This window comes from Neisseria sp. 20925_1_37, from assembly GCF_041433255.1.
Classification (GTDB): domain Bacteria; phylum Pseudomonadota; class Gammaproteobacteria; order Burkholderiales; family Neisseriaceae; genus Neisseria; species Neisseria flavescens_D.
In genome coordinates this window covers 63,721-78,458 of record NZ_JAPWBC010000007.1, presented here as the reverse complement: position 1 = coordinate 78,458, position 14,738 = coordinate 63,721, and the positions used below count along the sequence as shown (strand labels likewise).

The window sequence follows — 14,738 nt, the reverse complement described above, 5'->3', positions numbered from 1 at the left end:
TAAATTTCAAATTTAAACCACAATAAAAAAGGCCGTCTGAATCGGCGGATTATACCATTGTTCAGACGGCCTTTATAGGGCAAAACCCAAATCTCTCATCTTTCTATTTTGTATGTTTCTCAGGAATCATATCGCTGCGCGAGAGCAACAGCAGGCAACCCAATACGACCATGCCGATGGCTAATAATGGCGAGAGGTAAATCCAGTAGCTCATGTGCAGATAAATGGCTGTACCGATATAAACCAGCATCGGTCCGGAAACGATGGACTGTTTGTTGATGCCGTCCATAATCAACACGGCAAAGCCCAAAATAATTAATGCGCCGGCAATCATGGTCGATGTCGCAGGCAAAATATCCGTAGCACGTAAAAACCAAATCGCGCCAAAGATAATCAAAAACAAAGGCAGAAAAAGTGAGGGGCGGGACATAACAACGCTCCGTAAAGGTTTCAGACGGCCTGTATTATTGGGTGCGTCGGCCATGCAGGCAAGATATAAAAATGCAATCTTGTGTGTAATTATGCAAAGGTTGGTACAACAAGAAGGCCGTCTGAACAGCGGTAAATCGAAATCGAATATTTCAATTTATCCTGTTCCAGACGGCCTTTCAAATCATCACATCAGGCTTTGCCAGTGCTGCCGAATCCGCCTTCACCGCGCTCGCTGGCGGCAAACTCGTCCACAACCTTAAACGCGGCTTGGACAACCGGCACAATCACCATCTGCGCGATACGCTCCATCGGCTCGATGGTAAATGCTTCTTTACCACGGTTCCACAGAGAAACCTTCAATTCGCCTTGATAATCCGAGTCAATCAAACCGACCAAGTTACCCAAAACAATACCGTGTTTATGACCCAAGCCGGAACGCGGCAACAAAACAGCTGCGTAAGCAGGGTTCGCTAAATGCACCGCCAAACCGGTAGGAACGAGATATACATCGCCCGGCTGCAATACAATGGCTTCATCCAGGCAGGCACGTAAGTCCAAACCGGCAGAACCGGGCGTTGCATAAGCAGGCAGGGAATCGGCCATTTTCGGATTTAAGATTTTCAGTTCGACTTCGGTTTGCATGACAGGACTCCGTATTGTTCTATATTGGAAAGGGCTACGATTATACACAAATGCCCTTGAGGCCGTCTGAAAAAACGGAGTATGATTCAGTCAGACCTAAGGAGAAAAATCATGGATCTGCACAATATCCGCGAAGATTACAGCAAACGCGAGCTGTCGGAAGCCGAATGCCACGCCGACCCGATTGTCCAATTCGAGCAATGGCTGAACGAAGCGATTCACGCCGAAGTCAACGAACCGACCGCGGTCAACGTTGCCGCCGTGGGCGAAGACGGCAGACCCAACAGCCGCATGGTACTACTGAAAGAAGTCAACCCCAAAGGCTTTGTTTTCTTTACCAATTACCACAGCCGAAAAGGACGCTCCTATGCGGCACACCCTTTTGCCGCCATGACTTTTTTCTGGCCGGAACTCGAACGCCAAGTGCGCGTTGAAGGACGCATTGAAAAACTCGACGCCGCCGCTTCGGACGAATATTTTGAAAGCCGCCCGTATACTAGCCGTATCGGCGCATGGGCAAGCGCGCAAAGCGAAGTGATTTCAAGTAAAGCCGTATTGGTGGCCAAAGCCGCGGCCGTCGGTGTCAAACATCCCCTGCATGTTCCCCGCCCGCCGCATTGGGGCGGATACCTCGTTATTCCCGACCGTATCGAATTTTGGCAAGGCCGCCCCAGCCGCCTGCATGACCGCATCCAATACCGCCTGGTTGACGGCAACTGGATACGCGAACGCCTTTCGCCATAATTTTCGGATTTTCAAACAAAAATTTACTGGTTGAGTTACAATACAGCCTTTCATCGGCAGGCCGTCTGAATCTGATTTTCAGACGGCCTTTTCCCCCAATCCAACCCCTGCCGCTAATGCCGCAGAAGAACCGCTTTTTCAAGCGAGTTAGGAAAAATCATGTCCAAACAGCCTTCCAGCAAACGCCAATGGCGCGACGGCGTATCGTCTACCGCCAAAAAACCTTCCAAACCGGCCAAATCCTTTGCCAATAAAAAACGCCCAGACAACGAACGAAAAACATCTGGCAAACCTTACGGCCAAAAAGTTTCAGACGGCCCTAAAGCTCAAAATACCGCGCCTAAACAACGTGCCGCCAAAGCCAAAAAACTGGTTGTCCGCAACCCCAACCAAAAAATCATGGAGCACGCCCGCGATTTGAAAGAACGCCGCAGCGACCTTTCCCGCTTCGAACCCGAGCGCCTGCAAAAAGTCCTGGCCGCTTCCGGCGTCGGCTCACGTCGTGAAATGGAAGAATGGATTAGCAACGGCTGGGTAACGGTCAACGGCCGCGTAGCCCAACTGGGTGAAAAAGTCACGCCCGACGATCATGTTACCGTCAAAGGCAGCATCATCAAACTCAAATGGGCAGACCGCCTGCCACGCATCATCCTCTACTACAAACAAGAAGGCGAAATCGTTTCCCGCGACGACCCGCAAGGCCGCGTCAGCATTTTCGACCGCCTGCCGCAAGCAGCCAGCAGCCGCTGGGTAGCCATCGGCCGTTTGGACATCAATACCAGCGGCCTCTTGATCCTGACCACTTCAGGCGAACTCGTTCAACGCTTTGCCCACCCCAGCTTTGAAGTCGAACGCGAATACGCCGTACGCGTATTGGGCGAGTTGACCACCGAACAAATGCGCGTCCTGACCGAAGAAGGCGTCATGCTCGAAGACGGTTTGGCTAAAGTCGAACGCATCTACGAACAAGGCGGAGAAGGTGCAAACAAATGGTACAACGTCGTCATCAAAGAAGGCCGCAACCGCGAAGTACGCCGCATTTTTGAAAGCCAAGGACTAACCGTCAGCCGCCTCGTCCGCGTAGGCTTCGGCCCCATCGGCCTGCCAAACCGCCTCAAACGCGGCCAGTTCTACGAACTCAATCCGGCAGAAGTCGCCAACATCATCAAATGGGCAGATATGCTGCTGCCGGGCGAACGTCGCCGGAAGAAAAGTTAATGTAAGATAAATCGGGGCTGAGGCCTTTACAAAATCGTCTCAGCCCGACAAAATCTTGCACAAGTCATAAACATAGTGGGTTAAGTTTAAACCAGTACCGCATTGCTCCGCCTTGTCCTGATTTAAACTTAACCCACTATTCACACATTAAAATTCAAAAAAAGTGACTCAGCGCCAGCGTTGAATCTGCCAATACACTGCCAACAACACTTTTAATAATCAGCATGTGATATTTCCCAGGAGCTTAAATCATGCCCCGTTTATTCCTAAAGACCGTTTCCATACTCACTTTAGCAGCTTTGACTGCGTGTTCCGGCCCACTCGACCGATCAGACTCGTCAACCGAAAATCTTCATGGTATACCGGACTCAGCATTGCCTGCTGCTGCCGTTGCTGAAGAAAATCTGTCTCTTACAGAAAACACTGAACGCTACCAAGAACAACCCGACCAACCGGTTAAATCCGTTGCTCAAGAGCCTGTTTCCACATTCAGCATCGATGTCGATACCGGCAGCTACGCCAACGTCCGCCGATTTCTGAACAGCGGCGAACAGCCTCCTAAAGATGCTGTACGGATTGAGGAAATCGTCAATTACTTCCCTTATAACTATCCGCTGCCTACTGACGGCCGTCCATTTGCCGTTCACACTGAAACCATTGATTCTCCATGGCAACCGGAAGCCAAGCTAATCAAAATCGGTATCCAAGCACAAGACACGGCAAAGAAAGACTTGCCGCCTGCCAATCTTGTGTTCCTCGTGGACGTATCCGGCAGCATGGATGAAGAAAATAAACTTCCGTTGGTTCAAAAAACGCTGCGGATCTTGACCCAACAATTACGTCCTCAGGACAAAGTTACTCTGATTACCTATTCATCAGGCGAAGAGCTGGTACTTCCACCCACATCAGGTGCTGATAAAGAAACTATCCTGAAGGCCATCGACAAACTGGAGGCCGAAGGCTCGACTTCGGGCGAATCCGCTTTACGCATGGCCTACGAAGAAGCGCAAAAAGCCTTTGTACCCAACGGCATCAACCGTATCCTGCTGGCGACCGATGGCGACTTTAACGTTGGCGTATCTGATACCGAAACGCTCAAATCCATGGTTGCCGAAAAACGTAAAACCGGCGTTTCACTCAGCACGCTAGGCTTCGGTACGGACAATTACAACGAAGACATGATGGAACAAATTGCCGATGCAGGCGACGGCAATTACAGCTATATCGACAACGAAAAAGAAGCGAAAAAAGTTCTGCAGCAGCAACTGACTTCCACGCTTGCCACCGTTGCGCAAGATGTCAAAATCCAAGTCGAATTCAATCCTGCCACTGTCAAAGAATACCGTTTGGTCGGCTACACCAACCGCACTCTACGCAATGAAGACTTCAACAATGACAAAGTAGATGCGGGCGATATCGGCTCAGGCCACAGCGTGACCGCCATCTATGAAATCATTCCGGCAGGCAAAAACGGCTGGCTGAACAAATCACGCTATCAAAAAGCCCCTGCCGCTAAAGGCAGTAAAAACGAATACGCCTTTGTCAAAGTCCGCTATAAGCTACCTGGGGAAAAAGACAGCAAGCTGATGGAACAAGCAATCCCCGTTGGCAGCAAACCGCTGGAGCAAGCCAATAAAGACACCCTGCTCGCTCTTGCCGCAGCTTCCTATGCCCAAGCTCTGCGCGGCGGTGAATACAACGGCAAACTGGGCTGGAGCGACATCGAAAAAATGGCGCAGCAAGTCCAAGGCGACGATCCGTTTGAACTGAAATCGGAGTTTCTCCAATTGGTACGCATTGCCGCCGGTAGCGAAAAGAAATCAGGTCCTTTGGTTAAAGAATAAAACCTGAAAAAGGCCGTCTGAAGAACATTCAGACGGCCTTTTAATTAAACTTTTTATTTTTCCGATTTCAACACGCGTTGACGGCGGGTTTCGCTCAATACCATGCCTGCACTGACGGAAACGTTCATACTTTCGACTGTGCCAAACATCGGAATCGATACCAGCATATCGCAATGTTCGCGCGTCAGGCGGCGCATGCCTTCACCTTCGTTGCCCATTACCCAAGCCACGCTATCGGGCAAATCGCAGTGGTAAAGGTCGGAGTCGCCGCCCATGTCTGTGCCGACAATCCAAATGCCGTATTCTTTCAATTCACGCAAAGTACGGGCAAGATTGGTTACAGTAATATATGGCACGGTTTCCGCCGCGCCACAGGCAACTTTGCTGACGGTCGCATTCAGGCCGGCGCTTTTGTCTTTGGGCGCAATCACAGCATGCACGCCCATCGCATCGGCAGTACGCAGACACGCGCCGAGGTTGTGCGGGTCGGTAATGCCATCCAATACCAGCAAAAACGGTGGTTCGCTCAGATTTTCCAACACATCTTCCAAATGAACATGGTTTTTGGAAGCATCGATAAACCCGACCACGCCCTGATGACGCGCCCCTTTGCTGATGGCATTCAGGCGGTCGGCATCGGCGAAATGCACACGTACGTTTTCAGAGGCTGCTTTATCCAATACATCGCGGGTGCGCGCATCGGATTTGCCCTCTTGGATATAGAGTTCGGTAATCGATTTCGGGTTTTGCCACAAACGGGCATTGACGGCGTGAAAGCCATAGATGAGTCGTTGGTTTGCCATGTTTTTGCTTTATCAAAAAATTCAGACGGCCATTATAACAAGTAAGGCCGTCTGAAAATTTTTTATTTCATCAAATAACCGAGTATGCCCGAAGTGCCAACGCCGATTAATACCGTCACCAACATCGAAAACCGGCTGGCCGCCAATACCGTCAAAAAAATGGCAATCAGCTCATGCGGTTTATCCGACACAAAATAAGGCGCAATCACGGAAATCAACACGCAGCCCGGCGCGGCTTCCATAACCACTTGCGCACGACGGCTCAACGTACGGTTGCGCAATGCAAAAAAGCCGATTAATCGGGTTGAATAGGTAACGGCCAACATGCTTAAAAACAGAAAAAACGTTTGCAGCGACAACAAATCCTTCATTTTTGCTCTCCCCACACATACGCCGCCAACAAACCCGATAACGTTCCGGCCGGAACATACCATGCGCCATCCACGGTCAAATAGGTTGCACACGCCACAATCAGGCTGACAAACCAAGGGCGCGAAGCCGCAAAGCTCTTCCACATCCCGCGCAGCAACACCAAAAACACCGCAGGAAACGCCATGCCGAAGCCCCAAGCCGCTACATCGCCGAACATCGGGCCGACTGCCGCACCAAATGCTGCAAAACCAATCCAAGTTACATACAAAATAAAACACACGCCGGCATAAAACGGCATATTGAATGCAGGCAAACCTGCCGCCTTACGTTTTTGAATTTCAGCAAACGCCATTGCCCAGCTTTCATCACACATAAAAAACAGCGCGGGCATCGCCTTTTTCAGCGGCATATCCCTCATATACGGCGCAATCGCCGCACCCATCAGGATATGGCGCGAATTAATCATAAACGTTACCGTTGCAATCAGCAGAATCGGCAAAGGATTTGCCCACAAATTGACTGCGGCAAATTCCGAACCTCCGGCAAAGTTCATGCCCGTCATCATCAGCATTTCCAGCCAGCTCATGCCCTTTTGCCCGCCCTGCATGCCCAAAATCAGCGCCCACGGCAACAAGCCGATCAGCATGGGGGAACATTCTTTGATACCGCGCAGAAATTCCGATTGAGGAGAAGCAGTGTGATTCATTTTGATTGAAACGGTTTATTAAAAAGAAGCGACGTATTATAAATCAGGCCGTCTGAACAAGGGTATAATACGGAAAAATTAGATTTATTTACGGAAACCGATATGACCCACACCGTCCATCTGCAGTTTGAAGAAATTGACAATACCGTGTTGCAACGCCTGTGCGGCGCGCTCGACAGCAATCTTGAAGCCTTAGGCAAAGCCCTTGATATCCAAATCAGCCGCCGCTTCGAACATTTCACTTTCATGGGAGAACTGGCACACGCCGGCCGTCGTGCCTTGCTGTCACTAGCCGAAGCCGCAGAAAAAGGCGACTTGGACGACAACGCTATCAGCCTCGCGGTCGTTGAAGCAAAAACCGCAGATGAAAAACACGAAGAAAAACACCACGACCAACAATACTATTTCCGCACCAAACGCGGCAGCATCGGCGGCCGTACCCCGCGCCAAAACGGCTATATCCGCGCCTTGCTCAACCACGATGTCGTGTTCGGCTTAGGCCCGGCCGGTACGGGCAAAACCTATCTTGCCGTTGCCGCCGCAGTCGATGCCATGGAAAAACACCAAATCGAACGCATCGTGTTGGTACGCCCCGCAGTCGAAGCAGGCGAAAAATTAGGCTTCCTGCCGGGCGATTTGGCACAAAAAGTCGATCCCTACCTGCGACCGCTTTACGATGCGCTTTATGACTTGATGGGCTTTGACCGCGTAACCAAACTGATGGAAAAAGGTTTGATTGAAATTGCGCCGCTGGCCTACATGCGCGGCCGCACCTTAAATGGCGCGTATGTCATTTTGGACGAAGCGCAAAACACCACCCCTGAACAAATGAAAATGTTCCTAACCCGTATCGGCTTCGGTGCCAAAGCAGTCATTACCGGCGACATCAGCCAAATCGACCTGCCGCGCAACATCAAATCCGGCTTGAAAGATGCACGCGAAAAACTGCGCAATGTAGAAGGCCTGTATTTCCACACATTCACCAGCGAAGACGTTGTCCGCCATCCTTTGGTGCAGAAAATCGTCGAAGCCTATGAAGCAGCGGAAGAACAAGCCGAAAAGAAAAACGGCGAATAATCTTTTCAAACACTCAAGGCCGTCTGAAAATCAAATTTCAGACGGCCTTCTACATCATTCGCCACATAATACTGCTATAATCCGAAAATCAAGTAAAACAACGACTTCAAAAGGAAAAATATGACCCTCAAGCCACCCGTCCGAATCGCCGTTACCGGCGCGGCAGGCCAAATCGCCTACGCCACCCTCTTCCGTATCGCCGGCGGCATTATGCTCGGACGCGACCAGCCCGTTATCCTGCAACTGCTCGACCTGCCGCAGGCACAGCAGGCTTTGCGCGGTGTGATTATGGAAATGCAGGATTGCGCTTTCCCGCTCCTTGCCGACATCTTCACCACAGACGACCCCGAAGTCGCCTTCAAAGATGCCGACATCGCCCTCTTGATTGGTGCGCGCCCGCGCACACAAGGCATGGAACGCGCCAATTTGCTGCACGCCAATGGCGAAATTTTCAAAGTACAAGGCGCGGCATTGAACAAAGTTGCCCATCGCAACGTTAAAGTCCTCGTCGTCGGCAATCCGGCCAATACCAACGCCTACATCGCCATGAAATCCGCACCCGACATCCCGCCGGAAAATTTCACCGCCCTGATGCGTCTCGACCACCACCGCGCTGTCAGTCAAATTGCCGAAAAAATCAACCGCCCGATTACTTCCATCGAGCAAATGTGCGTCTGGGGCAACCACAGCCCGACCATGTACGCCGACTACCGCTACGCCACCAGCAATGGCGAGTCCGTCCAAGACATGATTACCGAACCCGACTGGAACACCGAAGTCTTCATGCCGAAAATTGCCGGACGCGGTGCCGCCATTATTGCCGCACGCGGTTCATCATCCGCGGCCTCCGCCGCCAATGCCGCCATCTACCACCTGCGCGACTGGTTGCTCGGTAGCAGCGGTAAATGGATAACCATGGGCGTTCCATCAGATGGCTCTTACGGCATTCCCGAAGGTTTGATTTTCGGCTTCCCCGTCATTTGCGACGAAGGCAGCTACCGCATCGTCCAAGGCTTGGATTTGTCGGACGAATTCAGCCAAAAACGTATCGCCGCCACGCTGGCCGAATTAGAAGAAGAACGTTCAGCCATCCAGGATCTACTCTAAAACAAAGGCCGTCTGAAAACCAACTATCAGACGGTCTTTACTGTGCAAGCCTTATTCCGCTACATCAATGCACAAATATTTCAATTCCAGATATTCGTCCGCACCGTATTTACTACCTTCACGTCCCAAACCGCTGCGTTTTACGCCACCAAACGGTGCTACTTCATTACTGATTAAGCCCGTATTGATGCCGACCATGCCGTATTCCAAGGCTTCGCCGACGCGCCATTGGCGGGCGGTATTGGAGGTAAAAAGGTAAGCTGCCAAACCGTATTCCGTATTGTTCGCAGCCTCGATGACTTCGGCTTCGGTTTCAAAACGGAACACCGGACACAACGGCCCGAAGGTTTCCTCGCGAGCTACCGCCATTTGCGCCGTAACGCCGCTTAAAACAGTCGGCTCAAAAAATGTTCCGCCCAACGCGCTGCGTTTACCGCCGGTCAGGCAGACCGCGCCTTTGGAGAGCGCGTCGGCGATGTGCTGCTCGACTTTCTCCACCGCTTTTTCCTCAATCAGCGGCCCTTGGTTTACGCCATCTTCCAAGCCGTTACCCAATTTAAGCGCCGCCACTTTTTCACTCAATTTGCGGCAAAATTCGTCGTAAATGCCGGATTGAGCGTAAACGCGGTTGGTGCAGACGCAGGTCTGGCCGCTGTTGCGGAACTTGCTGGCCAGCGCGCCTTCAACGGCTTTGTCCAAATCGGCATCATCAAACACGATAAACGGCGCATTACCGCCCAGCTCCAAACTGAGTTTTTTAATATCTGCCGCACTGTCGGCAAAAATTTTCGCGCCGACTTCGGTTGAGCCGGTAAAGCTAATTTTGCGCACGGTCGGATTTGTGGCAAATTCATGGCTGATTTCCGAAGCACTACCGCTGACAACAGGCAACAAATCCTGCGGTACGCCGGCTTCATAAGCCAAAACGACTAATGCATACGCACTCAAAGGCGTGAGCGATGCTGGTTTGACTATCATCGCGCAACCAACAGCCAAAGCAGGCGCAGCCTTGCGCGCAATCATCGCAGACGGGAAGTTCCACGGCGTAATCGCAGCAGTAACGCCGACGGGCTGTTTCAACACGACCAGTTTTTGCGACACTTTCACACTCGTCAACACATCGCCGTCAATCCGCCGCACCCCTTCCGCAAACCAGCGCACAAACGAAGCCGCATAATCAATTTCACCACGCGCCTCCGTCAGACTTTTACCCTGCTCCATCGTCATGATACGCGCCAGCTCTTCTTTGTTTTCCTTCATCAGAAAATACCAACGCCACAATACATCAGCGCGCTCCAACGCAGTTTTTGCCGCCCATAATTTTTGTGCCGCCTCTGCCTTTTGAATCAAAAGCTTCAGGCTGTCTGAACCAGTCTTACACACAAATGCCAAAGCCTCACCTGTTGCAGGGTTATCAACTTTAATGGCATTTGGAATCGGAGAAAAGGAAATATCGGGATGATTGAGCAAACGGGCAAAATCTTTCATGAGAAACGACCTTTCTAAAACCGAGGATATACGTTCATTATCATATTCATACCATGAAAGCGCAACTAATTCGAAAAATAAACCAACAGCAAAGGCCGTCTAAATATCTTACAGACGGCCTTTGCTTTAGCGACATCATATCTATCTTAATAATAAATGAAATACGCTTATTAATACTCTACCTCAAAAGGATAAGACACATGTATGACAACAATTTGCTATAATACAAAACTCAGTTCAACCCTCATCCAAAATTCCATTTTCAGACGGCCTTTGTCTGTTTATAAGGCCGTCTGAAATGTTTTCCGTCCATCCTCTTCTGCCGAGCCATGATTCCATCTGATTTCATTGACGAGCTTTTGTCCAAAGTCGATATTGTCGATATTATCGACGAGCAGGTTCCGCTGAAGAAAGGCGGGGCGAACTATATGGCCTGCTGTCCGTTTCACAAGGAAAAGACGCCGTCGTTTTCGGTCAGCCCGACCAAGCAGTTTTACCATTGCTTCAGTTGCGGGGCTCATGGTTCGGCGATTGGTTTTGTGATGGAACATCAGGGGCTGTCGTTTCCGGAGGCGGTGCAGTTTTTGGCTGATCGCGTCGGCATGACGGTACCTAAAGTTCGTGGGCAGGAAGACAACCCCGAAATCCGTGCCGAACGTAAAAAAAAGCAACAAACTTTGGAAGAAACAACGGCAGCGGCAGCGGATTTTTACGCGCAACAGTTGAAATTCAATCCAGCGGCGAAGGCTTATTTGGACAAACGCGGCTTGAGTGCGGAAGTTATTGCGCATTATGGCTTGGGCTATGCACCCGACGGTTGGCAGCCTTTGGTACAAGTGTTCCAACCCTATCCGAATACTGCGTTGGTGGATACGGGCATGGTCATTGATAACGAAGGCAAACATTACGACCGCTTTCGCCATCGGATTATGTTCCCTATCCGTAATCCGCGCGGTCAGGTCATCGGCTTTGGCGGTCGCGTATTGGACGACTCCAAACCCAAATACCTGAACTCACCGGATACGCCTTTGTTCGATAAAGGGAAAAACCTTTACGGGCTATATGAAGGGCGTGCTGCCGTAAAAGAGGCAGGACGGATTTTGGTGGTCGAAGGCTACATGGACGTGGTCGCATTGGCGCAGTTCGGCGTCGGCTACGGCGTAGCGGCTTTAGGTACGGCAACCACGGCGGAACATGTCAAAATCCTGATGCGTCAGGCAGACAGTATTTATTTTTGCTTTGATGGCGACAGCGCGGGACGTAAAGCGGCTTGGCGCGCGCTGGAAAATGCGTTACCGCAATTAAAAGACGATAAATCGCTGCATTTTCTATTTCTACCCGAAGAACACGACCCAGACAGCTACATCCGCGCCTATGGCAAGACGCAATTTGAAGATGCCTTGTTAAACCAAAGCAAGCCTCTATCCGAATACTTTTGGGAACATCTTTCAGACGGCCTCAACCTCAATACGCAAGAAGGCAAAGCAGAATTAGTCAAAACCAGTTCTCCGCTTTTGGCTCAGATTACCGCACCGGCATTGGGCTATCTTCTGAAACAAAAACTCAGCGAGCTGGTGGGCATTGACCCTGACAACCTCGCCCAGTTACTCGGACAAGAAGCGCCAAAGCGGCACGTCAAACAAAAAAGTTACAAACTGCCGCCTATTTCTGTCAAACAGCCAACCATGCTGACACTAGTTCAAAGACAGATACGCAGCCTCTTGATAAATCCGGCTTGGGCTTCATATATAGACCTGCCCGATTATCTGGCTTTAAGCGGCGACTTTGCCTGCCTTGCCAATCTGGCCGAAACCATCAAACATCACGATACGACTCCTGCAACCGCACAAGTGCTTGAATATATGCGCGGTTCGCCCTATGAGGAAACCGTTAATCAAATCTTTTTATCGACCCTTCATTCTGAAGAAATGGAAGGGGATAACGAAGAAGATTGCGAAAGTTTCCAAATCGGCATGAAAAAGTTGTTAAATGAATTAAAATACAGTCAAATCGAAACTTTAAAGCAAAAAAGTATTCAAACTGGTTTGACTGAAAATGAAAAAAGACTATTACTGTCACTTTTGACAGCAAAGCAAAACTAACCCCTCAGGCCGTCTGAACAATCTAAACACACGCTGCGAAACATGACACGCAGAACACTCCATCTGTAATATTTTCAGACGACCTCAGAGTATTAAAGTGAAATCTGATTTCACAACAAAAAGCTCTGCTCCGCCTTCAGGTACGGCCACATCACCGTAAACCGTCGGCATCCTATCAACCTAGAGAGCAATCCATGTCTAAAAATCAAAACTACGAAGAATACCAAGACCAAGACGACAACCGTCCCTTAAGTATCGAAGAGCAACGCGCGCGTCTGCGCCAACTCATTATCATGGGTAAAGAACGCGGCTACATCACTTATTCCGAAATTAACGACGCCCTGCCCGACGATATGTCCGATGCCGAGCAAATCGACAACATCGTCAGCATGATTTCCGGCTTGGGCATCCAAGTAACCGAGCAAGCCCCTGATGCTGAAGACATCCTCTTGAGCGACAACGCCGCCGCCATGACCGACGACGATGCCGTTGAAGAAGCCGAAGCAGCACTCTCCAGCGCAGATTCAGAATTCGGCCGCACTACCGACCCTGTGCGTATGTATATGCGTGAAATGGGGCAAGTCGATCTGTTGACGCGCGAAGACGAAATCATCATCGCCAAAAAAATCGAAAATGCACTGAAAAACATGGTGCAAGCAATCTCCGCCTGCCCTGGCTCGATTGCCGAAATTCTGGCTTTGATCGAGCAAGTCCGCAATGACGAAATCCGTGTGGATGAAGTGGTTGAGGCCATCATCGACCCTAATGAAGTCTTATTGAACGAATTGGGCTTAGGTCACTTGGAAAATGCCAAACCAGATGACGAAGAAGGCGAAGCCGTTAGCGATGATGAAGATGGCGACGAGGAAGATGAAGACGATTCAGGTAGCGACTCTGAAGCCATATCCGCCGCCCATTTGGCCGAACTGAAACAAAAAGTTTTGGAACACTTCGCCTTTATCGAGAGCGAATACGGCAAAATGATCAAGCAGTTGGAAAAATACGGTAGTCAGCACGCCAACTACCTGAAACACCGCGATGCCATTGCCAACAAACTGTTGGAAGTCCGTTTCGCCACACGTCAAATCGAAAACCTAAGCAGCAGCCTGCGCAGCCGCGTTGAAAACATCCGCAAACTCGAACGCGAAATCCGCGACATCTGTATCGACCGCGTCCGCATGGAGCGTGACTACTTCATCAAAAACTTCCTGCCTGCCATTACCGATTTGGAATGGGTTGAAAAAGAAGTAGCCAAAGGCCGTGTATGGGCAAACGCGTTGGATCGTTTCCGCCACGCCATCCTCGAAAAACAAACCGAGCTGGCAAATATGGAAGCCGAAACCCGCATTTCCATCGAAGAATTGAAAGAAATCAACAAAAACATGGTGTTGAGTGAGAAAGAAACCTCAGCAGCCAAACAGGAAATGATTCAGGCCAACTTGCGTTTGGTTATTTCCATTGCCAAAAAATACACCAACCGCGGCTTGCAGTTCCTTGATTTGATTCAAGAAGGCAATATCGGTCTGATGAAAGCGGTAGACAAATTCGAATACCGCCGCGGCTACAAGTTCTCGACTTACGCCACATGGTGGATCCGCCAAGCGATTACCCGTTCCATCGCCGACCAAGCGCGTACCATCCGTATTCCGGTTCACATGATTGAAACCATCAACAAAATGAACCGTATCTCGCGCCAATACCTGCAAGAAACCGGTGAAGAACCTGATTCCGCCAAACTGGCCGAGCTGATGGAAATGCCGGAAGACAAAATCCGCAAAATCATGAAAATCGCCAAAGAGCCGATTTCCATGGAAACACCGATTGGCGACGACGACGATTCGCACTTGGGCGACTTCATCGAGGATGCCAACAACGTTGCACCGGCAGAAGCTGCGATGTACACCAGCCTGCACGAAGTAACCAAAGAAATCCTCGAAAGCCTGACGCCGCGCGAAGCCAAAGTGTTGCGCATGCGTTTCGGTATCGATATGAATACCGACCACACTTTGGAAGAAGTTGGCAAACAATTTGACGTAACCCGTGAACGTATCCGTCAAATTGAAGCCAAAGCACTGCGCAAGCTGCGCCATCCTACCCGCAGCGACCGCCTCCGCAGCTTCCTCGACAGCGAAGAAAACAAATCATAAAAGCAAACCGCAGGTTGAAAGACCTGCGGTTTTTATTGGAATTCGAAGACCGTCTG

Annotated in this window: 13 protein-coding genes; 7 read left to right on the top strand and 6 right to left on the bottom strand. The window is 50.3% G+C overall.

Annotated elements, in window-relative coordinates:
* Positions 1 to 103: 103 nt before the first annotated feature.
* Both O3661_RS07190 and dut read right to left on the bottom strand, forming a co-directional pair.
* Positions 104 to 430 carry a hypothetical protein gene (locus O3661_RS07190; protein WP_039862324.1) on the bottom strand — a complete coding sequence of 109 codons (327 nt, stop codon included), beginning with the start codon at positions 428 to 430 and terminating at the stop codon, positions 104 to 106.
* A gap of 191 nt (positions 431 to 621) precedes the next feature.
* On the bottom strand, positions 622 to 1,074 hold the full coding sequence (gene dut / locus O3661_RS07185) for a dUTP diphosphatase (RefSeq protein ID WP_371492829.1): 453 nt from the start codon (positions 1,072 to 1,074) through the stop codon (positions 622 to 624).
* Between the two features lie 111 nt (positions 1,075 to 1,185).
* On the opposite strand from dut, the gene pdxH reads away from it, so the two are divergent.
* From pdxH to O3661_RS07170, 3 genes are all read left to right on the top strand, one after another.
* Positions 1,186 to 1,818: a pyridoxamine 5'-phosphate oxidase gene (gene pdxH / locus O3661_RS07180; RefSeq protein WP_371492827.1), complete on the top strand. Its 633-nt coding sequence runs from the start codon at positions 1,186 to 1,188 to the stop codon at positions 1,816 to 1,818.
* A 159-nt stretch (positions 1,819 to 1,977) separates the two neighbouring features.
* Positions 1,978 to 3,036, top strand: a complete 1,059-nt coding sequence (locus O3661_RS07175; RefSeq protein WP_371492826.1) for a pseudouridine synthase — start codon at positions 1,978 to 1,980, stop codon at positions 3,034 to 3,036.
* A 251-nt stretch (positions 3,037 to 3,287) separates the two neighbouring features.
* Positions 3,288 to 4,880, top strand: a complete 1,593-nt coding sequence (locus tag O3661_RS07170) for a von Willebrand factor type A domain-containing protein (protein WP_371492825.1) — start codon at positions 3,288 to 3,290, stop codon at positions 4,878 to 4,880.
* A gap of 53 nt (positions 4,881 to 4,933) precedes the next feature.
* On the opposite strand, the gene rlmB is transcribed toward O3661_RS07170, so the two are convergent.
* From rlmB to O3661_RS07155, 3 genes are all read right to left on the bottom strand, one after another.
* Positions 4,934 to 5,683: a 23S rRNA (guanosine(2251)-2'-O)-methyltransferase RlmB gene (rlmB, locus tag O3661_RS07165; protein WP_004520319.1), complete on the bottom strand. Its 750-nt coding sequence runs from the start codon at positions 5,681 to 5,683 to the stop codon at positions 4,934 to 4,936.
* Positions 5,684 to 5,745: 62 nt separating this feature from the next.
* Positions 5,746 to 6,054, bottom strand: coding sequence for an AzlD family protein (locus O3661_RS07160; protein WP_371492823.1), 309 nt, complete (start codon positions 6,052 to 6,054; stop codon positions 5,746 to 5,748).
* Positions 6,051 to 6,761, bottom strand: a complete 711-nt coding sequence (locus O3661_RS07155; protein ID WP_371492821.1) for an AzlC family ABC transporter permease — start codon at positions 6,759 to 6,761, stop codon at positions 6,051 to 6,053. Before O3661_RS07155 ends, O3661_RS07160 begins: the two co-directional genes overlap by 4 nt.
* A 102-nt stretch (positions 6,762 to 6,863) precedes the next feature.
* Here O3661_RS07155 and O3661_RS07150 point away from each other — a divergent pair, with 102 nt between their 5' ends.
* Positions 6,864 to 7,838 (top strand): PhoH family protein, encoded by a 975-nt coding sequence (locus tag O3661_RS07150; protein WP_371492820.1) that lies wholly within the window; start codon positions 6,864 to 6,866, stop codon positions 7,836 to 7,838.
* Between the two features lie 120 nt (positions 7,839 to 7,958).
* Entirely contained in the window at positions 7,959 to 8,945 is a 987-nt protein-coding gene (locus O3661_RS07145) for a malate dehydrogenase (RefSeq protein ID WP_371492819.1), read from the top strand.
* A gap of 51 nt (positions 8,946 to 8,996) precedes the next feature.
* Here the strand turns inward: O3661_RS07145 and O3661_RS07140 are convergent, their stop codons facing one another.
* Positions 8,997 to 10,433, bottom strand: a complete 1,437-nt coding sequence (locus tag O3661_RS07140) for an NAD-dependent succinate-semialdehyde dehydrogenase (RefSeq protein WP_371492818.1) — start codon at positions 10,431 to 10,433, stop codon at positions 8,997 to 8,999.
* Positions 10,434 to 10,762: 329 nt separating this feature from the next.
* Here O3661_RS07140 and dnaG point away from each other — a divergent pair, with 329 nt between their 5' ends.
* Positions 10,763 to 12,535 (top strand): DNA primase, encoded by a 1,773-nt coding sequence (gene dnaG / locus O3661_RS07135; RefSeq protein WP_371492817.1) that lies wholly within the window; start codon positions 10,763 to 10,765, stop codon positions 12,533 to 12,535.
* A 194-nt stretch (positions 12,536 to 12,729) separates the two neighbouring features.
* The gene (rpoD, locus tag O3661_RS07130; protein ID WP_371492815.1) at positions 12,730 to 14,682 is read left to right on the top strand and encodes an RNA polymerase sigma factor RpoD; all 1,953 of its coding nucleotides are present in this window, start codon (positions 12,730 to 12,732) and stop codon (positions 14,680 to 14,682) included.
* Positions 14,683 to 14,738: the final 56 nt, after the last annotated feature.

What these genes read in the sequence shown, in the direction of transcription:
- dut (WP_371492829.1), bottom strand. Translation starts at nt 1,074, where the DNA reads ATGCAAACCGAAGTCGAACTGAAAATCTTAAATCCGAAAATGGCCGAT.
- O3661_RS07190 (WP_039862324.1), bottom strand. Translation starts at nt 430, where the DNA reads ATGTCCCGCCCCTCACTTTTTCTGCCTTTGTTTTTGATTATCTTTGGC.
- rpoD (WP_371492815.1), top strand. Translation starts at nt 12,730, where the DNA reads ATGTCTAAAAATCAAAACTACGAAGAATACCAAGACCAAGACGACAAC.
- dnaG (WP_371492817.1), top strand. Translation starts at nt 10,763, where the DNA reads ATGATTCCATCTGATTTCATTGACGAGCTTTTGTCCAAAGTCGATATT.
- O3661_RS07140 (WP_371492818.1), bottom strand. Translation starts at nt 10,433, where the DNA reads ATGAAAGATTTTGCCCGTTTGCTCAATCATCCCGATATTTCCTTTTCT.
- O3661_RS07160 (WP_371492823.1), bottom strand. Translation starts at nt 6,054, where the DNA reads ATGAAGGATTTGTTGTCGCTGCAAACGTTTTTTCTGTTTTTAAGCATG.
- pdxH (WP_371492827.1), top strand. Translation starts at nt 1,186, where the DNA reads ATGGATCTGCACAATATCCGCGAAGATTACAGCAAACGCGAGCTGTCG.
- O3661_RS07145 (WP_371492819.1), top strand. Translation starts at nt 7,959, where the DNA reads ATGACCCTCAAGCCACCCGTCCGAATCGCCGTTACCGGCGCGGCAGGC.
- O3661_RS07155 (WP_371492821.1), bottom strand. Translation starts at nt 6,761, where the DNA reads ATGAATCACACTGCTTCTCCTCAATCGGAATTTCTGCGCGGTATCAAA.
- O3661_RS07175 (WP_371492826.1), top strand. Translation starts at nt 1,978, where the DNA reads ATGTCCAAACAGCCTTCCAGCAAACGCCAATGGCGCGACGGCGTATCG.
- O3661_RS07170 (WP_371492825.1), top strand. Translation starts at nt 3,288, where the DNA reads ATGCCCCGTTTATTCCTAAAGACCGTTTCCATACTCACTTTAGCAGCT.
- O3661_RS07150 (WP_371492820.1), top strand. Translation starts at nt 6,864, where the DNA reads ATGACCCACACCGTCCATCTGCAGTTTGAAGAAATTGACAATACCGTG.
- rlmB (WP_004520319.1), bottom strand. Translation starts at nt 5,683, where the DNA reads ATGGCAAACCAACGACTCATCTATGGCTTTCACGCCGTCAATGCCCGT.